Raw genomic sequence first — 20,875 nt, forward strand, 5'->3', positions numbered from 1 at the left:
CACCCCGTGAGCGAATACATCCTGACCGCAGACTATTTCGACCAGATCGTCGAGCGGCGCGAGGACGGCACCGCCAAGCGGTACGCCAAGCGCCGCCGCGGCGACATCCTCACCGACCTGGACGAGGACGACATCGAACGGCTCACCGCCGCAGGCGCCATCGTCGAAGTCGACGGCGACGGCGAGATCCCGGTCATCACCGATCTCGAACCGCCTCTCGACGTCATCCTCGCCCAGGGCCAGAGCCCGGTCGGCACCGATCCCAATAAGCCGTTTGTGCCGTACCGGGAGGGCGACGGCGAGGGCGGCACCACCGCGGCGACCCCGACCCCGGACGTCCCGACCCCGGCCCCGGACGTCCCGGCCGAGGTGCCGGCCGCGCCGCGCAAGACCGCGACCGCTGTCGAGTGGCAGGCCTACGGCGTCGCCCGCGGCCTGTCCGAGGCCGAGGCCGCCGGTCTGACTCGTGCCGAGCTGATCGAGCGATTCGGGCACTGATGGCGCTCGCCACTGTCGACGAGGTCGCCCGCGGCTGGCGGCCTCTCGACACCGAGGAACGCGCGGACGCCGAGCTGCTGCTCGCCGCCGCCGAGGCGTGGATCCGCGACCCGTCACACCGACCCGACATCGTCGACGGCGACGTGATCGCCAAACGCGTTGTCGTCGAGGTGGTTCGGTCCGCGCTCGCCCCGCCGGCCGATTTCGCCGGGCACACGAGCTACTCCGATGGGATGGGGCCGTTCGCCCAGTCCGGCAGCGTCCCCACTCCCGCCGGTCAGCTCGTGTTCACCGCCGCGCACGCCGACATGCTCGGCATCGCCGCCCAGACGGCACCCGCCTGGTATTTCGGCGACGAACCGAGGCGATCGTGAGCGCGGTCGTGATCCGCCACCGCGGCGGCGGATTCGACGACGACGGCAACCCGATCGAGGGCGGCGACATCGAGCTCGTCGCTACCGCGGTCGCGCCGGGCGCGTCACCGGCCTACCTCGACCGGGGCCGCAACGGGCAACAGGTGACGTGCTCGGTCTACTTCCGTCCCGCTGTCGACCTGCTCAGTACCGACGAGCTCACCGTCGACGGCGTCCGCTACCAGATCGAAGTGCAGCAGTGGACACCGCGCCGCGGCGGCGGCCGCCGCACCGGCACTCTCGCGCTGTGCTCGACCGGAGAGGGGTAACTCTCATGGCCAATGCGAACATTCGCCTGAACAACGCCGCTATCGGGAAGGTTCTGAAAACGGCGTTCGGGCCCATGGTGAACCAGGCCGCCGACGCCATCGCATCCCATATCGGGCCTGAGGCGATCGTCGACGACTACACCACCGACCGCAACGCCGCGGCCGTGCTGGTGCCCGCCGAGCAGCAGGCCGCCGACGGCTCACTTACTCGCGCCGCCGCCGCGGTCGGCCTCGAGGTGCGGGCCAAGTGGTGAAACCGCAGCGCGTTCCGGGCGACCCGGCCAAGGCGATCAAGAATTACCTCGCTGAGGCTCTCCCGCCGCTGGTCGCTGCGCCCGCACCGACTGTCGGGCTCGTGCTCCCCACGGCCTGGACCACGAAATCGCCGCCCGCTGTGGTCGTTTTCGACGACGGCGGGCCGTCCGCGTGGCCGGTCTCGACGTCGCCGACGATCCGGGTCACGGTGTGGGCCGACGGCCGCGACCGCTCCCGCCTGATCGCGGGCCGATGCCTGGGTGTGTTGCTCTCGCACCGGATCCCGGACGTCGCGACCATCCGCGAGCCCTCGACCCTGCTCGAGGCCCGCGATTCGAACAACGCCGCCGTGATGGCGTCGTTCACCGTGCGGGCCCAAGCTCGCACGCTGCCTTTCTGATCCGACCCGGAAGGTACGCACCATGCGCATACCCACCGAGGCCGAGATCGTCGCGGCTGCCCGGGAACTGGGGCACCTCGACGAGAACGGCAACTACCCGCCGCGTCTGCGCGCCAAGCTCGCCGCCGCGGTGCACATCCAGAGGGAAGAACAGGCGGCGATCGCCGCTACCGGCGGCGTCCCTCGGCCCACCGCCGAAGTCCTCGCCGACATCGACCGCGACCTGTGCGCGGTCGGGCTCGACACCGTCGAGATACGCCGATCCGTGCTCGCAGCGGCGGCGGCCCATCTGTTCAAAACCTCTGGGGTGCAACTCATTCCAGACAGAAATAGGAGGTAGCCACCATGGCTCGCGACCCCGACAACGTCAAGATCTGGCAGGACGCACACGTCTACGTGAGCGCCGCCGCCGTCCGCCCGGCCCTGCCCACCGATATCGACGCCGACATGCCTGTCGGCTGGGACGAGGTCGGCATCCTCAACGGCGGCGACGGTTTCCCCGAGGACCGCTCCAATTCCGAGACCAAGCATTCGGGCTGGGGTATCGGCATCGTCAAGATGGGCTCCAAGGATTTCGAGCTGACGCGGAAGTTCTCGCCGCTCGAGGACAACGAAATCACGCAGGCGATCGTCAACCCGGGCGCGACCGCTACCAAGATCCTGATGCCCAAGCCGGTCTATCGGTGGCTCGGATTCGAAACCGACAGCGACCTCGGCGACAAGGAACGTCTGTTCACGGTCCTGCGTGCGCGCCTGTGGGTTCCGGCGAACTCGCGCAACGAGTCCGACATCACCAAGTGGGAAGTGACCTGCAACGTTTTCGCCAACGGCGCGAGCGAAGTGTTCGACCGCCAGGCCGGCACCCCCACCCCCTAAGACGCTGACGGCGCGGTTTTCCGTGCGGGTTTCGCCGCGCCGTCAGCACCCTTGCAACCCGCACGAATCGTGAAAGGAAACCCGCATGTCCAGCAACAACACTCGTCGACGCCGGTCGCCGCGTCCGGCTGGCGCGCCCGCCCCGCAGGACTTCCGCTCGCCGAAGAAGTCGGCCGCGCAGCGTGAGGCCGAAGGCGTCGAAACCGTCGATATCGACTGGCGCGGAATGCGTTTCACCATCCCCGCGCAGGCCGAGGACTGGGATTTCTGGGCCGTCACCCGGCACATGTCCCAGAACAACTTCCCCGAGGCCTGCCTGGGCCTGATCGGCCCGCGCGGAATCGCCCAGATCCACCGGGAATTCCCGCGCATCAGCAACGCCCGCGCGGGCGAGCTGTTCGGCGAGCTGTTCCAGGCCATCACCAAGGCAGTCGGTTTCGGCAACGCGGGAAACTAGCGGCGCTGCTGTCCCTGATCGAGCATCACGAGGACGACCTCGAGGCCGACCTCGCCAACCACTGCGGCGGCACGCGGTACACCGACCGATGGCGACTCGACGAACAGGGACAGCGGCGTCTGACGCTGCGCGAGATCTGGGTCCGGATCCGCGAGCTACCCGATAACGCAGCACTGGTCAGGCTCCAGAACGAGGGCCTGCCCCGCTGGGACCACCACGCATTCCTGCTCTCGGACATCGCGGGCATTCTCGCCGGCCGACCTCACCCGGCCCGGCCCCAACCTCGCCAGAAACCTTCCACCGCAGCCGAAACGGCTCGGCGGCAAGGTCTGCGTGCCCGCCGGATCCGGCAGAAGCGTGACCGCGAGGCCCGATTGAAGGGAGGCACCGGCGATGGCTGATCAGCAGATCATCGGATACGCAGCGCTGCAAGTGATTCCGGTGCTCGGCGGCCTCCAGGGCAACCTCGGGGCGCAGCTGCAGGGCCCACTCGTCGCCGCCGGGCGCAGCGCCGGTCAGGCGACCGGCCGCGCCATCGGCGGTGGCCTCGAGGCGGCGACAGCCGCGGTCGAGAAGGCGTCCGAGGCACTGAAGACCGCGCGCGAGAAGGACGAGGACGCGGTCGGCAAGGTCCGCGTCGCCGAAGCGAAGTTGCAGGAGCTTCGCGACAAGGGCAACGCCACCGCGAGCCAGCTCGCTCGCGCCGAGGAAGCCGTCGCGACCGCCCAGCGCAACGCCGATCGGCAGACCCGCACGACACAGCGTGCCGTGCAGGACCTTTCCGACGCCCGCGCCGCCGCCGCGAACGCGACCGACGGCGCGGCCGAGTCTGAGGGTCGTTTCCATGGGGCACTGGGCAAGCTCATGTCGAAGATCGACCCGGCCGTCGGGCAGATGGCCGGCCTCGCCGCCGCAACCGCGGGTGTCGGCTCGGCGATGGAACTCGCCGCCGACGCCATGGCGAACGAGAAACTGAACGACAAGCTCGCCGCTCAGCTGGGCGCGACACCGCAGATGGCTGAGGAGTTCGGCCACATCGCCGGGCAGCTGTACGCGAACGCGTACGGCGAGGACCTCGGCCAGGTCAACGACGCACTGAAAAACGTGTGGCAACAGGGCCTCGTCGACGAGGACGCCAACGACGCCGAAATCCAGAAGGTCACCGCGTCGGTCCTGAATCTCGCGAGTGCGTTCGATGAGGACGTCTCGGGCGCGGCCGCGGCGGTGGGGACCATGCTGAAAACCGGCATGGCGCCCGACGCGCAGGCCGCGATGGACATCCTCACGCGCGGTTTCCAGCAGGGCGCGGACAAGGGCCAAGACCTGCTGGACACGTTCGTCGAGTACCCGACCCTGTTCCGGTCGCTGGGGATGGACGGGCAGGAGGCCATGGGCCTCATCTCGCAGGCCCTGCAGGCTGGTGCGCGCAACGCCGACCAGGTCGCCGACGCGCTGAAGGAATTCCAGCTACGCGCGATCGACGGCTCGGAATCGACCGCAGCCGCTTACGAGGCGCTCGGCCTGGACGCGCAGGCGATGGGCGCGCAGATCGCCCAGGGCGGCGACGCCGCAAACCAAGGCCTCGCGATCGTGCTCGATCGCCTGCGAGGCATCGAGGATCCGCTCGCCAGGAACGCGGCCGCCGTCGGACTGTTCGGCACCAAGGCCGAAGACATGGCCGACGCCCTGTTCGCGATGGATCCGACAACCGCGGTCGCCAGCCTCGGCCAGGTGACCGGCGCGGCCGATCAACTCGACCAAACCCTGAACAACAACACCGCCACCTCGCTGGAGAAGTTCAAGCGCGGGATTCACGAGGCGATGGTCGAGAAAATGGGCGAGGCCATCCACTGGATCCAGGAAAACCAGACCACCGCAATGGTTTTCGCGGGAGTGCTCGGCACCCTCGCGGGCGCGGTCGTCGCGGTCAAGGTCGCCACGGTCGCATGGAATACCGCCCAGACCATCGCCTCGGGCGCGACCAAGGCATGGACCGCGGTCCAATGGCTGTGGAATGCGGCCATGTCGGCGAACCCGATCGGTATCGTCGTTGTCGCGATCGCCGCGCTGGTCGCCGGAATCATATACGCCTACAACCATTCCGAGAAGTTCCGCGAGATCGTCCAGGGCGCGTTCGATGCCATCAAAACCGCCGCGCTGTTCTTGTGGGACAACGTCCTCAAGCCGTATTTCGAGTGGTGGATGGGCGCGTTCCAGGCAGTCGGCGATGTCGCAATGTGGTTGTGGGACAACGCAATCAGTCCAGCATTCGATGGAATCACCGCTGGTGCACAGCGATTGTGGAGCGATTTCCTCTCCCCGATTTTCACCGACATCAAGATCCTGATCGGGCTCGTCGGCGATGCCGCGGTCTGGCTCTACGACACCGCGGCAAAGCCAGCGCTCGACGGGATCGGGACGGCCCTGTCCTGGTTGTGGGACAACGTCGCTCAGCCAGCGCTCGATGGGCTGAAAACCGGGCTCGGCCTGGTCGGCGACGCGGCGACGTGGCTCTACGACAACGCGATCAAGCCAGCGTTCGACGGGATCGGTTCCGGGATCGACGCGGTGTGGAAGAACATCGTGTCGCCGATTTTCGACGCGATGAGATCCGGAATCGGCCTGGTCGGCGATGCTTTCGGCGCGGCTGGAAACGCCATCAAGGCCGTCTGGAACACCGTCCTCGACGTCCTGCGTCCGGTCGCTCACGCGATCGGCAACGCCCTGGCCGCCATCCCGGACAAGATCGGGCCTTTCGAGGTGCCTGGCGCGAAGACCGCGCACGATCTCGGCGCGAAGCTCCAGGCGTTCCGCGCCGGCGGTCCTGTCAGCGGGCCCGGTACCGGCACGAGCGACAGCATTCTCGCGTGGGTGTCCAATGGCGAGTTCATCGAGCCCACGGACGCGGTCACTTCGGAGACGTTGCCTTTGCTCGAGGCGATCCGCTCCGGTTGGGTGCCCTCGCCAGAGTTCCTCCAGAGCATGGTCGGCGAGATCCCCGGTTTTGCGACCGGTGGCCTCGTGCCGGGCATGGCTGCGGCCCGCAAGCTGGATCCGGCCAGTTACCGGATGGGTGGGTTCTCGCTGACCGAGCTCGATTGCTCGGGCCTTGTCTCGGCGGTCGTGAACGATGCGCTGGGCGCGGACATGTTCAGCTCGCGTATGGCGACGGCCAGCGAGCGTGACTGGCTCGTCGCCCGCGGCGCGGTCAATGGCCTCGGCGGACCCGGCGACATCTCGATCGGCTGGTACAACGGCGGCCCGGGCGGCGGGCATACCGCCATGACCCTCGGCGATGGAACGAACGTCGAGTCCAACTCGAGTGACGGTGTAATCGTCGGCGGGCCGGTCGGTGCGGCAGCGCAGATGTTCACCGACCAGATGCACATTCCGGAAGCTCTGCTGCGCGGTAGCGATCTCGGCGGCGGGACCGGCGGGGGCCTCGGCACCGGTACCGGCGGTACCGGCGGCGGCGCGGGTGGCGGAAGCGGCACCGGCGCGGGCGGTGGGGCCGGCGGCGGCAGCTCGACCGCGACACGGCCGGCGGGCAACGCGACGCCGGTATGGGTGGACAACTGGCCGTCGAATTTCGGCACGTCGACCCCGAACTCGTCGACACCGGTCGGTGGCCAGAACGTCGACACCGCGCACAACGGCGGCGGCACCACGCCGACCGACGCCGGCACCACCACCCCGGCCGCCGACAAGACCGGCACCGAATACAAGGCCCGGGATCACCCGCTGAAGGGTGCGCCGTTGAGCGGCAAGCTATTCGAGGGTGACGCGCCCTGGTGGTACGACGTGAAGTCGCCCGAGGAGGCCATGACCAATCTCCAGGGTCAGGCGCAAAACCAGTGGGGCAAAACGCAATCCGACTTCCAGACGTGGGCACAGGACTCGTGGAAGGAAATGCTGCAGACCGGCGCGGCCGTGCTCGGCATGGGCGCGGTCGGCGGCGGTGGCGGCGATACCTACAACATCACCACCCCTGACCCGATGAGTGCGGCGGCCGCGGTCGCTCGTAACCAGCGGCGGCGCACTCTCGCCATGCAGAGACAAGGGGGTATCGGCCGATGAACCCTCTATTCGATGTGGACCTGACCAAGTGGGTCTATTGGGGTATCTCGGGCCGCGCCTGGCACCTGTCCGGTGTCGGCGCGGGCCGCGAGGGCGTCGTTATGGGCGACAGCCCCAAGGGCTACATGTTCGCGCCCGTCTCCCTGCTCACGAGCGAGGGTGCGCGCCAGGATGGCGCGACGTTCCTACGGTCGGTGCGGTCCAAGAAAGAGCTCGATTTCACGATCGATATCGGCGGCGATTCAATTCCGCTGCAGTTCAACAGCGTTCGCCACTTCCACGCGGTGCATGACGCGTGGTTCCGCGACTGGTCGACCGATGTCCCCGGGCGGCTCGGATTCTTCACCCGCCACCAGGGCTGGCGCTTCCAGAGCGTGCGCCTGGACGCCGCGCCCGAGCCGATCACCGGTATCGACCCGGCGATCAATTTTCACGAGGCGTACACGATGGGCGTCACAGCGATGGATCCGCTCGTCTCGCAGCTAGGCGAATGGGACCTGTGGATCAACGGCGATGGCGCGAACGAGGGCCTCGTGCGGGCCCGTAACGCCGCCGATCAGCTGGGCTGGGCGCGCTACACCATGCCCGGCCCCGGCCGGTATGCGATCGAGGACCCGACCGGCGAGGCCCTGCGGATCGTCGAGACACCGGTAATCGGTGTGGGCGAGGAACTTCGGATCGACACGCACCCGCGCCATCGCACCGCGCGGATCTACTCCGACGCACTGCCCGAGGGCCGCAATGTGTGGGCGCAGTTGGCCGGGCGGCGCTGGTTCGCGTCGCTCGCGCCGTGGTCCAGCACTGAGCTCGTGGTCCGATGCTCGGACGGCGCGACCACTGCGGCGTCGGTGCGTGTGGATGTGACCCCGAGATCGTCGAGGCCGTACTGATGGCCTGGGATCACGCTGCGGCCGCGCGTCGCCTCGACCTCGCCGAGCGCGAAGACCAAGAGTTCCGGGCCGATCAGACGACGCTGGTCCGCTATTTCGACAAGTGGAAAGAGGAGGTAGGCGAGGAAAACAACTACGCCCACCTGCAATTCAGCTACACCCGCAACGCCGCGGGTGGCCTGAAGATGACCGTCCCGCGTAAGGATTTCCTCTACTACGACCATTTCTTCGCCAATCCTGACGGCGAGGACGCGACGATCCCGATGGCGGTGAACACCGCGGCGTTTCGCTGGGATGGGTACGTCACGCGGGCGGCGATCATCCGCGACGAGAACGGTATCGAGACGATCGATATCGAGGCCATTCACTGCTGGCAGCACATCGCGTCGATTTCGTGCTGGGCGAGCCCGTTCGCGCCGATCCTGGCGCAGTGGCCGCGCCACCATGTCGTGATCGCGCCCGTGCTGACCATGTCAATGAGCTACCTCGCGCCGAATCTCATTCGGCTACAGAGCCAGTACGGTTCGCTGGATCCGTCGGGCGCGATGTGGCCGATCACGCTGGTGCCGATCGACCCGTGGCACGACGTGAGCAAGGCGGGCGCGGCGATCGCTCGATTCCACATGGCCGACGAGGTACTCGTCGACCAGCTCAACGATGCCGGGTGCATGCTCGAGGCGCGGTTCTTCCTGCCCGAGGAGGACGAGCAGCCCGCGCCGGATTACTACACCCTCGACCGGCCGACGGTCGTGATCGAGGGCAAGAACAAATCCAACGTCACCGGGCCCACGGGCACCCTGCTGGATGGGTTCTTGATGTGGGTCGAGGATTTCCTCCCCGACGGCACGACCCCTGTCCGGTATCCGGTGTTCGACGCACAGTCGGAATACGAAGCGGTCTACGGGAATCCGGGCCCGCTCGGCACTCAGCGCGGTCTGCCGTGGGTGTGGTACCGCGAGGGCGAGTACTCGGGCCTGGGCCCGAGCGAGGTCGCTATCCACAAACCGACCGCGATCGACATCATCGTCGGCGGCAAGTCGCCGGGCTGGGTGAACGCGGGCATCGAGATCGCGATCAAGAACCTGCTGAGCTGGCTCGGATTGCTGATCGGCGTCCCCGGTTTGGACTCGCTGTACACCGGTCAGCTGAACGATGTGTTCCTCGCGTTCATGGTCTACCGCGACGAGGGACGCGCAAACCGCGCGGGGCCCTTCGCATTCCGTGAGCTCTACATCACCGGATCGGACAAGGCATTCACCCTCGACGGCGTGATGGCCGGTAAACAGGGCCTCCATCAGACCCGCGGCTACACCTCGCAAAAGGTGTCCGTCGGTGACGGCTCGCCCTACATCATCGGCAAGGATCTCACCCTCGGCGACCAAGCCGGTTTCGAGGTCGGCGGACAGCTGTTCGTCGATTACGTCACGGAGATGCAGTTCACCGACGACCGCACCACCGCCGCGCGGTGGGAGCTGACCATCGGCGACGGTTCCGACGAGGAGGACCCCGTCGTCAAGGCATGGGGCCGCTTGGGCGCGCTCGCCCAGATTGTGAAAACCCTGTCCACGGACGTGGGCGCGGACCTCGATCTCATCATCTTCTGACGAAAACCCCTGCACGAGAGGAGGTTTCCGTGTCCGACGTGTCATTCCCGGCGCGGATCACGATCGAGTCCGAGCCGGACCTCGACGGCGTGCCGATCCTGACCGCCACCATCACCCCCGCCACCGAGGCCGCGGGCGATGCCCTGCCCGCCGGCCCCCGCGGCGGGACCGGCCCGCGCGGGCGCCCGCGAACGGCGTTCCTGAAAATGGGCACGATCGCCAACGCCGCCGCCCGCCCGACCGGCCTCGGCGCCGACGACCGCGGCAAGTGGTGGCATCGCCTCGACACAGGCGGCATGGATGCCTGGACCGGTACCGCGTGGGAGCACTCGCCGGGCGCGGTTGGCGTGCAGGGCCCGACGGCCGACCCGGCCGTCATCACCGCGAGCACGGTGCATTCGGAAACGATCACCACGCCCGCGCTCAAGGTCACCGCGTCCGGCGCGGCGCTCGCGATACAGGCCACCGCGCCCGCCGGTCTGCAAGGCGACCCCGGACCGGCGGGCAGCAGTGGACAACTGTCGGCCGCAACCGATTTCGATGCCACCACGGGCCCGACGCATCGCAGCATGTTCGGCTACCAGGCCGCCGCGAAGCGCTGGAAAGTCGCGCCGCCGCCCGGCGGTTTCGGGCCGTGGGCCTGGTATCAGGACGATTTCGCGGTGGCCAATCTCAGCACTGCGGACTCGAAGATCGTGGCCGGCACATTCCGGTTGCCGACGCTCCCGTTCGCGTGGCGGCCCATGGTGTGGCTGTCGGGATACATCCAATGCGCCACGGAAACCGCCAGCTACCCGATCCTCACCGGCCGCTTGAACACCCCCAACGGCGTGATGGTCGCCTATGGCGCGGGTATCCGTGCCAGCGGCCCGCTGTATCACGTCACCGCCGGACCGAAATTCGGCGACGACGCCCCCAAGCCGCTCTCGCCGTCGAGCACTTACGCCACCATCCCCGCTGGCGAGTCCGCCTCGCTGCTGGTGATGGTCGAGAAGGTCGGCGGCGATACCACGAACTTGGTCTGGGACCGCGCGGACGCGTCCGCGCTGGTGTGGGCCCTGCCGATTGGAGCGTGATCATGTCGACCATTGGCGAGTACTTCCGCGGCGTGCGCATCGCGGGCCTGGACGAGGGCGTCGGCCAGCCCGACATCGTGCAATCGATGCAGGCCACCCCGGCCGATTCCAGCCTCGAACTGCCGACCGGACCGGAAGGCCCGCAGGGCGAGACCGGCCCAGCGGCCGCGCTGTTCCGCTGGGAGGGCGATATCGCCGATCATGCGGCGCTGTCCGCGCTCGCGAGCACCCTCGGGCCCTCGCAGACCGGCAAGGCATGGCGCGTCGCCTCGACCAACGCCCTCGCGTACTGGAACGGCACTTCATTCGACACCTTCGCCGACGCGTTCGGCGCGCACGGCCCCACCGGGCAACCCAACCAACTCAGCCTCGGATCCGTCACCACGGGCCCGGCCGGATCCGACCTCCAGATCACCGTGACCGGCACCCCGCCGACCCAAACGGTGAATCTCGTTGTGCCGCGCGGCATGAAGGGCCGCCAGGGCCCCGACGGCCCCCCGGGCCCGATCCGGGCCGCCAGCGATTTCGATTCCACCGTCACCCGCACCGCGGGAATGGTGCCGCTGTGGAACGCCGCCACGAGCAAATGGACACCGGTGCCCGATCCGTCCTGGCGCGGGCCCTGGACGATCGTGGGGGACCAGCGCTACGACGGCGGTGCAGGTTTCGCCGCCGATATCAGCAATTCGTCGACGATCCCGAACCCGATTGCGACGCTACCGATCCCGGCTCAAGACACCGCGTGGCGGCCGTTCGTTACCGGTGGCGCGATGCTGCGATGCACCAGCAACAAACCTGCCGAGCGCATGGTCCTGCAAGCCATCATTTCCGGCCCCGCAACGATCGTCGGGCATGGGGATGGTCACGGGCACAACATCTTTCGGCATTGCACGCTCGTGCCGTCCCTGCGTGCCAACGCCGTCACCCCCGGCGGCTCGGTCGGTGTGATCGCCGCAGGCGTCGCCGCCACGATCGTGCTGCAAATCCAGGCCACCGCCTCCGCACCGCCCTATGACTACATCCGCGACTACAGCCACCTCGCGGTGTGGGCGGTCCCCGTGACAGGAGCTCCCGCATGAGCACCGTGTACGACGCTGACGTCACCGTCACCATGCGCACGGTCGAGGACCCTGTCGGGCTGCCCTACACCGTGAACTCGGTCGAGCTCGCCGGCCGCGAGGTCCTCGTCGAGATCCGCCAGGGCCCGCCCGGAATCCAAGGCTTACAGGGCGGCCCGGCGTGGCCGTGGCTGTGGATGGGCGACATCGCCAGCTTCGCCGCGCTGCAGGCCCTGGGCCTGGGCACCGCCGACGCCCGCAAGGCATGGCGCGTCGTCGCCGAGAACGCCCTGTACCTGTGGACCGGCATGGAATGGGTGCGCAGCCTCGACGCATTCCAGGCCCCGGGCCACCAGGCCGACCCGACCACCCTCGACGGCGTCGCCATCGCGGGCGCGACCGGATCCGCGGCCGCCGCCTCGATCACCGGCACCGCCCCCGATCAGCAACTCGCCATCACCTTCCCGCGAGGGGCGACCGGCGACGTCGGCGACCCCGGGCAGCCCGGCCGGATCGCCGACGCTCAGGACGTCGACATGAGCGGGGCCCGGCAGGACTACGTACTCGCCTGGGACGCCGCCGATTCCAAGTTCCATCCGGTCACGCCGCCTCGGCTCGCGGGCCCGTGGGCTATCGCGGGCGGGCAGTTCACTGGCGGATCGAACCTGAGTCAGAGCCCGAAAACCCTTGCCACCATGAATATTCCGGCCCTGCCGTATGCGTGGCGGCCGATCGTGCTGGCAGGCACCATCGCGATTCAGAACCACGTCAGCCCGCCCGATGCTGGCCGCGTCAACGTCGAGATCAGGCTCGGCAGCCTCGACGGCACCCTCATCGGTTACGGCGTCTCGGTCGGCCTGGCCAACTCGAGCGAGGTCGCGTTCCATCCGCGCTGGGAATACCCGCTCAGCCCCGGAAGCGACCTCGGCGTCGTCCCCGCCAACACCACCGCCGCTCTCTACGTCGTCGCACGGCGCGTGTTCGGCAGCAGCAATTACTCCGTTCAGACCGCCAACGCTCAGCTGATCGTGATGGCGCAGCCCTACAACCCGTGAGGCCCCCTGTGACCGACAAACCCGCACCCGAGCCAGAGATCGTCGAGCAGATGGTCACCGAGGCCGGCCGAATCCACGAGCAGACCACCGCCGCCCAACAGGCCCGCGCACAGCAGGCCCCGCCCGAGCTCACCGAGGCGATGCGCGAGTTCCTGCGCAAGGTGCTCGACGGCAAGCTCCCCGACCCCGGCGACATGCCGCAGCTCGACCCCCAAGTCCTCGCCCTGGCAAAAGATCTGGCCGTCATCCACCTGCCCGAGTGGCGCAATCCCGCCGGGCGCAAGCTCGCCGAGCCCGGCGTCGTCGAGATCAAGGCCGCGGTGCGCATCGCCGCCTATCTCTACGAGCGCGGCTGGCGGCATCACGCCGAGCTGGAACAGATTCGGTGGATCCCGACGCCGGGCGGGCCGCCCGCGCCGTATGACGACGGCCTCCATGTCCGGCCGGACGAGTCCGGGCAGTGGCCGGCCCCGGACCCCGAGCAGTTCTACGACCCCGCCGACGTCGCCGTCCGCCAGGACGACGACGGGACTTGGTCGGCGGCCCACCCGCGCGGCATCGAATACAGCGGCGCCGCAAGCAAATCCGAGGCGTACGCGGGCATCATCGGCCGCTTGCGCGCGCGAATCGAGGAGGCACAACAGCAATGAGCGATCCGACATGGCTGCCCGAGGTCCTGCGTAACGCGGGCCTCGAAGTCCATGAGTACCCCGGCTGGCGCGACCGCGGACACGGCGACTTCGGCAACATCTGGGGCGTCGTCTGCCATCACACCGGCTCGTTCGGCGAGAGCCCGCGCGGCATCGCCGAACACCCTTCCCTTGACCTGGCTTCCCAGCTGCACCTGTCGCCCGAGGGCGTCTACACCGTGTGCGGTGCTGGAATCGCCTGGCACGCAGGCGAAGGCGCATACCCCGGCCTGCCGACCAACGCGGCGAATCAGTACACCATCGGAATCGAGGCCGCCAACGACGGCGGCGGCCGCCCCGGGCTGCCGCACCGCGCGAGCTGGTCCGACGCCCAGTACGACGCTTACGTCCGTGGCGTGGCCGCCATTCTCGACTACCTCGGACAGCCCGCCTCTCATGCCATCGGCCACAAGGAATGGGCTGGTAGCGCACAGGGCAAATGGGATCCGGGTGCCATCGACATGAATATCTTCCGCGCCGACGTTGCCCGAGCCATGAACGGCGACAACACCACCGAAGGAGACGAGAACATGCTTGACGCGATCATCAAGAACTTCCGCGGAAACTCCCTGAAGTTCCGCGACCTGTTCTGGTGGATGGACAAGAACACCAGCCTGACCAAGGACCAGCTGATGGGCCCCGACGAGAAGGGCTGGAAGATCCTCGGCGCGTCCAAGGTCGACGCCAAGCGCGACAACACCCTCGTCGAGGCGCTGGCCGAGGTGCGCGCCGATATCGCCGAGATCCGCCGGACTCTCGCGGGCGGCAAGTGATGGGACAGCACAGCGCCCCTGAGGTCGCCAGCCAGGTCCGCTACCCGTGGCGGACCCTGGCACGCACCACCTTTCAGCTCATCGTCGGCCTGGCCGCCGCGATGCCGTTGATCGTGTCGTCCTCTGGCCTGCCCTCGACGGCGGCGGGGGTCGGTGCGGCGCTGGCGATCTCGGCCGCCATCACCCGATTCATGTCCGTGCCCCAGGTCAACATCGCGCTGGCCACGTGGGTGCCGTGGCTGGCGGCCGAGCCGCGAGATAACGGCGCGCCTGCCGACCGGGACCACACGATCACCGCCGCTTTCGTCGACTACTACGGCAACCCGGCCGAGGCCGCCGCGGCCCTCGAGCGGGCGAAGCGACGCGAGCAGGAGCGCCAGCGGATGTGGAGGCGTGAATGAGCTGGCCGACACCGGAATTGATCCAGGCGGCCGGGGTCGCGGTCGCCACCGTGATCGCGGCCGTGACCACCTGGCAGGCGCGTGAGGTCGCCAAGCTCCGGACACGCGTCGACGTGCTCGAGGTGGCCCTGGCAGCGAAGGACCGCAAGATCACCCTCGCGTTCAAGCTGCTGCGCGCGCTGCTGCGTCACATCGGCGAACTGGAGGCGTGCCTGCGGCACCTCGGCGAGACCCCGCCCGTGGCCACCTACACCATTCCCGACGAGCTGGCCGAGGAGATCTGACCATGGCGGAGCTACTGCCGCTGAAATACGGCAAGGTCGTCGGCCGGTTCCTGGCCAACATCGCCGACGGACCCGACATCGGCGACACCCCGGAGTTCGTACCATTGGCGGGCACGCTCACGTTCAGTGCCGGCGCACCCAAAGTGCTTGTCGCCGAAGCTGAACCGGATCCAGCGACCTACGTCCAGCTCCCGGACTACTACATTGCCAGCCTCGACGAGTTCGGCTATCTCACCTGGCGCGGCCAGCGCGGAATCCGGCTGGTCGCGCCCAACGGCGACACCAACCCGAGCGGCTGGACGTGGCGCGTCAGCTTCAATCTGACCTATGAGGGCAACCGCGTCCCCATGGACCCGTTCGCGTTCATGGTCCCGCCCTATATCCCGGGCCCGGATCCCGAGGACCCCGACGTGGACTCGACCGGTCTGGTCGACCTGACCCTCGTCTCGCCGGTCCCCGCCAGCAATGGCGAGGCCGTCGTGCGCGGCTTGTCGGTGATCGGTGTGCGCCTCGTCGGCGACGCTCTCGTTTTCGAGCTCGACAACGGCCAGGACCTCGACCCGGTCACCGTGCCTGCCCTCACCGAGGCATCGGCCGCAGCAACGGCGGCCGCGGCCAGCGCGAGTGGCGCATCGGCGGCCGCCAGCGCTGCGCAGGCCGCCGTAGAGTCGTTCACGCTCGCGATCGGCGCGGTGTCCGAGGGCCCGGCGAGTGCGGCCGTCCACGGCGGCCCGCCCGACTGGACTCTCGACCTCGTGCTCCCGCCAGGACCGACCGGACCTGCGGCGCCGGACGCGACCGCGGGCGTGAAGGGCATCATCCAGCTCGCAGGCGACTTGGGTGGATCCGCGGGCGCGCCCACCGTGCCGGGCCTGGCAGGCAAGGCCGCGCTCGTGCACACGCACACCGCCGCCGATATCAGCGATTCGACGTCGACCGGGCGCGCGGTCCTCACCGCGGCGAACGGCGCCGCCGCCCGCTCGGCGATCGGTGCCGGCACCTCGAGCCTCGCCATCGGCACAGCCGCGGGCACAGCGTGCGAGGGCAACGACGCCCGGCTGGCCAACACGCGCACACCGACCGCCGGCACCTCGCCGTATGACCTGTCGGTTGTGGTGTGCGGCAAGGACACCGTGCGCGCAACGGGCACAGGCGATTTCACGTTCGGCGTCAAGCTGCAGCGAGCGGTCACGTTCACCTCGTGGACCATTCGCGGTGGGACCGAGGGCTCCGGCGGCAACCTCGTCGTCGAGCTCCGCAAGAACGGCGCTGCGGTATCGGGTAGCGCCATCACGGTCGCCGGGGGCAGCCAGGTCGCAGGCGGAACCGCGGCCGGCGTATTCGCCTACGCGGCGGGCGACATCCTCACCGTCGGCATCACCGGTGTCGGCACCACGCCCGGCAAGGGACTGATCGCCGACCTGCTCGGCACGGCGTGAGGGGCGGCGGACATGGGAATCATCGTGGTAGGCACCGGGGTAGCGTCGCGGCCGGCGTCGCAGCGGATGAACAAATCCGGCGCCTACGGGCCGACCAGCTCGTCACCGACCTTGCTGCCGGTCTGGACGCCCGACCCCGCGTTCTCCGGCACCAACCTCGTGGAACACCAGCTCGTCGTTGACCGTGCGGGCATCATCGACATCACCGCGCGGATGGTGGTGACCGCGAACTCGCTCGGCGGCACCGTCACCGGCTACATCTACAGGAACAATGCCTCGATCAAGTCGGCGTCATCGAACACGGTGTCCACGATCGGCCTCGACATCGCAGGAATAGTTGTCGCACAAGGCGATCTGATCGACATGCGCGTATCCAACAATTTCGGCACAGTCGCCATCGGCGATGTCGGGACCTACCTGCAGTTCGTCGCAGCGTAGAACAACTGACCAACGAACGCGGCGCGCCCCGGCCCTACCTCGGCCGGGGCGCGTTTTTCGTCGTTTCAGCCCGTGACAACCTGCCAGGTCGACAATTCCACCTTCGTGGAAGGCTTGCCGTTCCACAGGTGCAGCTTGAAATCCGGATCCTTGATTTTCGCTTCTGTCTTGTAAGCCGGATCCATGTCCGCGACGTACAGCGCGAACGTTCGCGCGCCGAGGTCGGTCCCCTTGAGCGCCTTCGCGATATCGGTCGCGATCGGTCGCAGCGCATCGGAATTCTTGGACGCAGGGACGCACAGGTCGATCGCGACGCCGACAAGCCCCGGCTTGTCGTGCTGAGTGCTTACGCGACCGGTCACCACCTGCACCCCGGCAGGCAATTGGAGACCAGCCGCGAACGCCGCGAGGTCTGGGTCGGTGATCTCATGCGGCGGATAGCAGTCGACGACAGGCGCCGCCGTCGAGCTGACGGCCGGGGCCGGCGTCGGCGCGGGCGTGGCGGCCGCCGCCGACGCGGCACTGGTCGTCGTCGCTGCAGTCGTCGCCGAATCCTTCTTGTTCAGCCCAAGCGCCTGTGAGACCAGGCCCAAGATGACCAGCAGGACAAAGGCGCCGAGGACGCCGCCCAGTGTTAGGAGGAGGATGCGCTTCGTGCGCTTCGGTTTCGCTGTCGGATCGTCCAGAGCAGGCAACAGATGCCCCCTTCAACTTGAGAATCTCTATAGTCGCGGATCGCCTGCTCTTTACCCAGCGTTATCGACTGGCCGCAATCTGGCACGGTCGCGCCGCGAGCGCGCACGAATTGTCATAGCCCGGCGGTGGCCAAGCTGGCTCTCATCTGCGATCGAACCCGTCCGCGCGGGGGACTGGTCCGGACTCGGCATCGGCGACACCAGGACCTACGTGCAAGCCGACGCAGCCTAGAACAACTCACCAACGAAGGAAGTGCCCCGGCCCTACCTCGGCCGGGGCACTTTACTGGCTTCTATGTCAGGGGATGTTCACAAAAAACCGGTGTGCTGTGACCTCATCGTCCGGGGCGTATGAGCGTGGCTCGACCTCGTCGTGCATGAACTCGACCAGGATCCGCCGCTCCCCTCCATGCGCCGGATCACGGGCGACAGTGATGTCCTTGACCTTCACGGCGCGAGTGAACGTCCGACCCTTGTCGGTGATCGTATCGATCTCCAGTAGCGGCGCCGGATCATTCTCACGCTCGGTCAATCGGTTGATCGGACCGCGCCAGGTGCGAATCTCGTTGGGACTAAAGCTCGGAAATACCATCTATGTCTCACTCCTTGAGGTCTGGTGCGGGCTTGCATCGGCTAGCTGGACCCGGCACTACCCGTCGACGGGCGCAACCCCGGCTTCGGCCGGTCGTAGTGCACGTAATAGCTCTCGCCATTGATGTTGTTGCAGCGTGCGTTGTACCCCATCTCTCGGTACATCTTCACGGTCTCTTCACATGCCTTGCGCCCGTAGATCGTTCCGGTTTCGCCCGCGTTCGCTGGGCCCGCCCCGAGGCCCACGGCCGCCACAGCGATTCCACCTATCAACACAGCTCGCGCAATATGCTTCATACCCAGTGTCTTTCGTGTCGCATGAATTGGAATGACCCCCCGTCGCGGCACTGCCATACCGCGATGTTTCCAGCTGGGAGCGTCGCCCCGATCCTCCCCGGTGCGGCGCTCCATGTCAGCAACCCGTCGGAGAATGGGCACGAATCGTCACTGACTATGGTCACGTTGTCCGAACATGAGAAGGCCCCCGGGGCAAGTGGTGAGACTCCAGTAGGTTTGCGGCGCAACTGAAGACACCTGCCCGGGGGCTTCCCGTGGAGCAACGCGGGAATTGTTAGATATGCCCGTGTCGCTCCAGGAACTGGCGCGCGGCCTGCACTCTCGGGCAGGGCGGCGTGCAGGTGGCGTGAATCTTCATGATCCCCTCGGCGCGCTTCTGGTCCAGCTCATCGATACGCCAGCGGTCACACCAGTCGTCTACCCACTGGTTGGCCTTGACAGCGTGGATGTTCGGCATGTCCTCACCTCCGTGGAAGGCATACGACGCAAATGATTATCGCGATGAGTGCAGCGATGAGAAGGCCGATCGGCATTGTCAGCATCGGAACCCCCGTTGCGCGAGATCATCTGGCGGTGGAGGCGGCAGCCCGGCGGCGGGGTGGTTATGGGCCGGGCACCCGCCGCCGGGGCCGCACCTGTGACGGTAGGCACAGTCAAGGGCGTGAACTTTCAAAAAACTTTCAATCGACGTTCCCGCTGATCATTATCCGGCAGTAGCGTGATGCGCATGCAGGAACAGGACTTGGCCGGGGCGCAAGTCGCGCGGATCCGCAAGCAACGTGGCATGACTCAGGTGGCGCTGGCGAAGAGGGCGAACGTGAGCGTCAGCATGATTTCGAAGCTCGAGAAGGGGCACGCCTCGGCGTCCTCGCAGATGCTCGGCACTCTCGCCGAAGCGCTCGGCGTGGACGCCACAGTATTGAGCGGCCCGCAGGACGAGCCCGGGCAGCTGAACGAGCTGGTGCCCAGCATCCGCCGCGCCCTCGCATCCGTCGATCTGTTCGCCACCGACGACCCGCCGGCACCCCTGAAGTCCTTGCGCGCCCAGGTGGCCGAGCTCAACCGCTGGCGGCGGGATACCAAGTACCGCAAGATCGGTCGCGCCCTGCCGGAGCTCGTGGAGCAGCTGCTACTGGCCGGACGCGAGTACGGCGAGCCCGCCTATGCGCTTTTGGCCGACGCCTACCGCGCCTCGAATACCTTGGCGCACAAGCTCGGCTACGCGGATCTCAGTCTCACTGCGATGGACCGGATGGAGTGGGCGGCCGGGCGCAGTGGCGACCCGCTGCTACTCGCGACCACGCACTACCTACGCGCTGCCGCGCTGGCCCGCATCGGAGCTGGGAAACAAGCCATGATGTTGCTGGACCGAACAATGACCGAAATAGAGCCGCTCATTGCGAGCGACCAGGACGCCGCGGCGGTGTGGACGGCGCTACACATGCGGGCCGGGACGATCTCGGCGACACTGGCCGACGGCGCGGGATCGCGTGAGCACTTGGACGAAGCGGCCCGCGTCGCTGCCGATGTCGGTAACCGAATCGTCTACGAGACCACCGTGGGCCCTGCCAACGTCCAGCTTCACCAGATCGCCGCCGCGGTCGATCTGGGGCAGGGGGGCAAGGCGATTCAAGTGGCGCGCGCAACGGTCCTGCCCGACAAGATGGCGACCGAGCGGCACACGCACTACCACCTCGACGTGGCCCGCGCGCACCTGCTCAACCGCCGCCCTGATGACGCCATCGAGGAACTCCACAAGGCGCACACGCTGGCGCCTGAGCACTTCCGCGCCAGTACGACCGTGAAGACCGCAATCCACACCGCCGGCGCTCAGCAGCGGCGCGCCACACACGGACTGCGCGCTCTGGCGAACCTCGCGGGAATCGAGGACTGATGGCGCTCCCGACCGAGCCGGGCATCTACCGCGACGCCCGCGGCGATCTGTGGGTACTCCACATGACCGGACGCTGGCAGCACGTCGAGCGCCGCCTGAGCGACGGACGATTCTGGCCCGTCCGAGACTACGAGCCCGTCAGCGCCGAAACGCTCGAATCTCTCTCGCACGAGCCCGACGTCGACGTCATCCCACTTACCTGGGTCGACATCATTCCGGACGGCATGGACTCGGATCAGTAGCGGCCACCTGGTACCGCCGGCGCGCTGCGCTGGGCCGAGGATCCCAGCGCGGCGCGCCCTCTGTTTGTGGGCACGTTTTGGGCACAATCAGTGGTGAAACTGTGTGATCTGGTGTGATCTCCAGTGATCTACTTTCCCAGGTAGAGACGGTTTCGATCCCGCTGCCATTGCCTCGGACCGGGTTCGATTCCCGGCAGCTCCACT

25 protein-coding genes are annotated in these 20,875 nt (G+C 67.8%); 22 read left to right on the forward strand and 3 right to left on the reverse strand.

The window, feature by feature from the left end; translation table 11 throughout:
- The 20 genes from ACFXIV_RS46895 to ACFXIV_RS46990 form a co-directional block, all read left to right on the forward strand.
- Nucleotides 1-498 (forward strand): hypothetical protein (locus ACFXIV_RS46895; protein WP_379421488.1); only part of this gene is annotated, 498 nt, incomplete at its 5' end.
- Complete coding sequence (locus tag ACFXIV_RS46900) at nucleotides 498-872, forward strand: hypothetical protein (RefSeq protein ID WP_379405880.1); 375 nt, start codon at nucleotides 498-500, stop codon at nucleotides 870-872. The genes ACFXIV_RS46895 and ACFXIV_RS46900, both read left to right, overlap by 1 nt.
- Complete coding sequence (locus ACFXIV_RS46905) at nucleotides 869-1,180, forward strand: hypothetical protein (RefSeq protein WP_379405882.1); 312 nt, start codon at nucleotides 869-871, stop codon at nucleotides 1,178-1,180. The genes ACFXIV_RS46900 and ACFXIV_RS46905 overlap by 4 nt, the downstream gene beginning before the upstream one ends.
- A gap of 5 nt (nucleotides 1,181-1,185) precedes the next feature.
- Complete coding sequence (locus tag ACFXIV_RS46910; RefSeq protein WP_379405884.1) at nucleotides 1,186-1,434, forward strand: hypothetical protein; 249 nt, start codon at nucleotides 1,186-1,188, stop codon at nucleotides 1,432-1,434.
- On the forward strand, nucleotides 1,428-1,835 hold the full coding sequence (locus ACFXIV_RS46915) for a hypothetical protein (RefSeq protein ID WP_379421489.1): 408 nt from the start codon (nucleotides 1,428-1,430) through the stop codon (nucleotides 1,833-1,835). Before ACFXIV_RS46910 ends, ACFXIV_RS46915 begins: the two co-directional genes overlap by 7 nt.
- 22 nt (nucleotides 1,836-1,857) lie before the next feature.
- Nucleotides 1,858-2,175: a hypothetical protein gene (locus ACFXIV_RS46920; RefSeq protein ID WP_379421490.1), complete on the forward strand. Its 318-nt coding sequence runs from the start codon at nucleotides 1,858-1,860 to the stop codon at nucleotides 2,173-2,175.
- 5 nt (nucleotides 2,176-2,180) lie between these two features.
- Nucleotides 2,181-2,711, forward strand: a complete 531-nt coding sequence (locus ACFXIV_RS46925) for a hypothetical protein (RefSeq protein ID WP_379421491.1) — start codon at nucleotides 2,181-2,183, stop codon at nucleotides 2,709-2,711.
- 85 nt (nucleotides 2,712-2,796) lie between these two features.
- Nucleotides 2,797-3,168 carry a hypothetical protein gene (locus tag ACFXIV_RS46930; RefSeq protein WP_379406008.1) on the forward strand — a complete coding sequence of 124 codons (372 nt, stop codon included), beginning with the start codon at nucleotides 2,797-2,799 and terminating at the stop codon, nucleotides 3,166-3,168.
- Nucleotides 3,169-3,561: 393 nt separating this feature from the next.
- Entirely contained in the window at nucleotides 3,562-7,245 is a 3,684-nt protein-coding gene (locus ACFXIV_RS46935; RefSeq protein WP_379421492.1) for a phage tail tape measure protein, read from the forward strand.
- A complete protein-coding gene (locus ACFXIV_RS46940) occupies nucleotides 7,242-8,135 on the forward strand; it encodes a phage tail protein (protein ID WP_379405698.1) in 894 nt (297 codons plus the stop codon). Before ACFXIV_RS46935 ends, ACFXIV_RS46940 begins: the two co-directional genes overlap by 4 nt.
- A complete protein-coding gene (locus ACFXIV_RS46945; protein ID WP_379405696.1) occupies nucleotides 8,063-9,739 on the forward strand; it encodes a phage tail protein in 1,677 nt (558 codons plus the stop codon). Before ACFXIV_RS46940 ends, ACFXIV_RS46945 begins: the two co-directional genes overlap by 73 nt.
- 29 nt (nucleotides 9,740-9,768) lie before the next feature.
- Nucleotides 9,769-10,815 (forward strand): hypothetical protein, encoded by a 1,047-nt coding sequence (locus ACFXIV_RS46950; protein ID WP_379405695.1) that lies wholly within the window; start codon nucleotides 9,769-9,771, stop codon nucleotides 10,813-10,815.
- Between the two features lie 2 nt (nucleotides 10,816-10,817).
- Nucleotides 10,818-11,894, forward strand: a complete 1,077-nt coding sequence (locus ACFXIV_RS46955; RefSeq protein WP_379421493.1) for a hypothetical protein — start codon at nucleotides 10,818-10,820, stop codon at nucleotides 11,892-11,894.
- The gene (locus ACFXIV_RS46960; RefSeq protein ID WP_379421494.1) at nucleotides 11,891-12,928 is read left to right on the forward strand and encodes a hypothetical protein; all 1,038 of its coding nucleotides are present in this window, start codon (nucleotides 11,891-11,893) and stop codon (nucleotides 12,926-12,928) included. The genes ACFXIV_RS46955 and ACFXIV_RS46960 overlap by 4 nt, the downstream gene beginning before the upstream one ends.
- A gap of 8 nt (nucleotides 12,929-12,936) precedes the next feature.
- Nucleotides 12,937-13,578, forward strand: a complete 642-nt coding sequence (locus ACFXIV_RS46965; protein ID WP_379421495.1) for a hypothetical protein — start codon at nucleotides 12,937-12,939, stop codon at nucleotides 13,576-13,578.
- Nucleotides 13,575-14,390: an N-acetylmuramoyl-L-alanine amidase gene (locus tag ACFXIV_RS46970; protein WP_379421496.1), complete on the forward strand. Its 816-nt coding sequence runs from the start codon at nucleotides 13,575-13,577 to the stop codon at nucleotides 14,388-14,390. Before ACFXIV_RS46965 ends, ACFXIV_RS46970 begins: the two co-directional genes overlap by 4 nt.
- Nucleotides 14,390-14,791 (forward strand): hypothetical protein, encoded by a 402-nt coding sequence (locus ACFXIV_RS46975; protein WP_379421497.1) that lies wholly within the window; start codon nucleotides 14,390-14,392, stop codon nucleotides 14,789-14,791. Before ACFXIV_RS46970 ends, ACFXIV_RS46975 begins: the two co-directional genes overlap by 1 nt.
- Complete coding sequence (locus ACFXIV_RS46980; RefSeq protein ID WP_379403985.1) at nucleotides 14,788-15,075, forward strand: hypothetical protein; 288 nt, start codon at nucleotides 14,788-14,790, stop codon at nucleotides 15,073-15,075. The genes ACFXIV_RS46975 and ACFXIV_RS46980 overlap by 4 nt, the downstream gene beginning before the upstream one ends.
- A gap of 2 nt (nucleotides 15,076-15,077) precedes the next feature.
- Nucleotides 15,078-16,514, forward strand: a complete 1,437-nt coding sequence (locus ACFXIV_RS46985; RefSeq protein ID WP_379421498.1) for a hypothetical protein — start codon at nucleotides 15,078-15,080, stop codon at nucleotides 16,512-16,514.
- A gap of 12 nt (nucleotides 16,515-16,526) precedes the next feature.
- Complete coding sequence (locus ACFXIV_RS46990) at nucleotides 16,527-16,952, forward strand: hypothetical protein (protein WP_379421499.1); 426 nt, start codon at nucleotides 16,527-16,529, stop codon at nucleotides 16,950-16,952.
- Between the two features lie 65 nt (nucleotides 16,953-17,017).
- On the opposite strand, the gene ACFXIV_RS46995 is transcribed toward ACFXIV_RS46990, so the two are convergent.
- The 3 genes from ACFXIV_RS46995 to ACFXIV_RS47005 form a co-directional block, all read right to left on the reverse strand.
- The gene (locus ACFXIV_RS46995) at nucleotides 17,018-17,647 is read right to left on the reverse strand and encodes a hypothetical protein (protein WP_379399799.1); all 630 of its coding nucleotides are present in this window, start codon (nucleotides 17,645-17,647) and stop codon (nucleotides 17,018-17,020) included.
- Between the two features lie 298 nt (nucleotides 17,648-17,945).
- Entirely contained in the window at nucleotides 17,946-18,239 is a 294-nt protein-coding gene (locus tag ACFXIV_RS47000) for a hypothetical protein (protein ID WP_379399797.1), read from the reverse strand.
- Nucleotides 18,240-18,809: 570 nt separating this feature from the next.
- A complete protein-coding gene (locus ACFXIV_RS47005; RefSeq protein WP_379399795.1) occupies nucleotides 18,810-18,992 on the reverse strand; it encodes a hypothetical protein in 183 nt (60 codons plus the stop codon).
- Between the two features lie 270 nt (nucleotides 18,993-19,262).
- Between ACFXIV_RS47005 and ACFXIV_RS47010 the strand changes: the two genes are divergently transcribed.
- Both ACFXIV_RS47010 and ACFXIV_RS47015 read left to right on the forward strand, forming a co-directional pair.
- Complete coding sequence (locus ACFXIV_RS47010; protein WP_379399794.1) at nucleotides 19,263-20,429, forward strand: helix-turn-helix domain-containing protein; 1,167 nt, start codon at nucleotides 19,263-19,265, stop codon at nucleotides 20,427-20,429.
- Nucleotides 20,429-20,671 (forward strand): hypothetical protein, encoded by a 243-nt coding sequence (locus ACFXIV_RS47015; RefSeq protein ID WP_379399793.1) that lies wholly within the window; start codon nucleotides 20,429-20,431, stop codon nucleotides 20,669-20,671. The genes ACFXIV_RS47010 and ACFXIV_RS47015 overlap by 1 nt, the downstream gene beginning before the upstream one ends.
- Nucleotides 20,672-20,875: the final 204 nt, after the last annotated feature.

It is taken from the genome of Nocardia sp. NPDC059236 (genome assembly GCF_042754085.1).
Taxonomy (GTDB): Bacteria; Actinomycetota; Actinomycetes; order Mycobacteriales; family Mycobacteriaceae; genus Nocardia.

What these genes read in the sequence shown, in the direction of transcription:
- ACFXIV_RS47005 (WP_379399795.1), bottom strand. Translation starts at nt 18,992, where the DNA reads ATGCCGAACATCCACGCTGTCAAGGCCAACCAGTGGGTAGACGACTGG.
- ACFXIV_RS46980 (WP_379403985.1), top strand. Translation starts at nt 14,788, where the DNA reads ATGAGCTGGCCGACACCGGAATTGATCCAGGCGGCCGGGGTCGCGGTC.
- ACFXIV_RS46960 (WP_379421494.1), top strand. Translation starts at nt 11,891, where the DNA reads ATGAGCACCGTGTACGACGCTGACGTCACCGTCACCATGCGCACGGTC.
- ACFXIV_RS46940 (WP_379405698.1), top strand. Translation starts at nt 7,242, where the DNA reads ATGAACCCTCTATTCGATGTGGACCTGACCAAGTGGGTCTATTGGGGT.
- ACFXIV_RS46910 (WP_379405884.1), top strand. Translation starts at nt 1,186, where the DNA reads ATGGCCAATGCGAACATTCGCCTGAACAACGCCGCTATCGGGAAGGTT.
- ACFXIV_RS46970 (WP_379421496.1), top strand. Translation starts at nt 13,575, where the DNA reads ATGAGCGATCCGACATGGCTGCCCGAGGTCCTGCGTAACGCGGGCCTC.
- ACFXIV_RS46955 (WP_379421493.1), top strand. Translation starts at nt 10,818, where the DNA reads ATGTCGACCATTGGCGAGTACTTCCGCGGCGTGCGCATCGCGGGCCTG.
- ACFXIV_RS46985 (WP_379421498.1), top strand. Translation starts at nt 15,078, where the DNA reads ATGGCGGAGCTACTGCCGCTGAAATACGGCAAGGTCGTCGGCCGGTTC.
- ACFXIV_RS47015 (WP_379399793.1), top strand. Translation starts at nt 20,429, where the DNA reads ATGGCGCTCCCGACCGAGCCGGGCATCTACCGCGACGCCCGCGGCGAT.
- ACFXIV_RS47000 (WP_379399797.1), bottom strand. Translation starts at nt 18,239, where the DNA reads ATGGTATTTCCGAGCTTTAGTCCCAACGAGATTCGCACCTGGCGCGGT.
- ACFXIV_RS46945 (WP_379405696.1), top strand. Translation starts at nt 8,063, where the DNA reads ATGCTCGGACGGCGCGACCACTGCGGCGTCGGTGCGTGTGGATGTGAC.
- ACFXIV_RS46935 (WP_379421492.1), top strand. Translation starts at nt 3,562, where the DNA reads ATGGCTGATCAGCAGATCATCGGATACGCAGCGCTGCAAGTGATTCCG.
- ACFXIV_RS46900 (WP_379405880.1), top strand. Translation starts at nt 498, where the DNA reads ATGGCGCTCGCCACTGTCGACGAGGTCGCCCGCGGCTGGCGGCCTCTC.
- ACFXIV_RS46925 (WP_379421491.1), top strand. Translation starts at nt 2,181, where the DNA reads ATGGCTCGCGACCCCGACAACGTCAAGATCTGGCAGGACGCACACGTC.
- ACFXIV_RS46930 (WP_379406008.1), top strand. Translation starts at nt 2,797, where the DNA reads ATGTCCAGCAACAACACTCGTCGACGCCGGTCGCCGCGTCCGGCTGGC.
- ACFXIV_RS47010 (WP_379399794.1), top strand. Translation starts at nt 19,263, where the DNA reads ATGCAGGAACAGGACTTGGCCGGGGCGCAAGTCGCGCGGATCCGCAAG.
- ACFXIV_RS46990 (WP_379421499.1), top strand. Translation starts at nt 16,527, where the DNA reads ATGGGAATCATCGTGGTAGGCACCGGGGTAGCGTCGCGGCCGGCGTCG.
- ACFXIV_RS46975 (WP_379421497.1), top strand. Translation starts at nt 14,390, where the DNA reads ATGGGACAGCACAGCGCCCCTGAGGTCGCCAGCCAGGTCCGCTACCCG.
- ACFXIV_RS46920 (WP_379421490.1), top strand. Translation starts at nt 1,858, where the DNA reads ATGCGCATACCCACCGAGGCCGAGATCGTCGCGGCTGCCCGGGAACTG.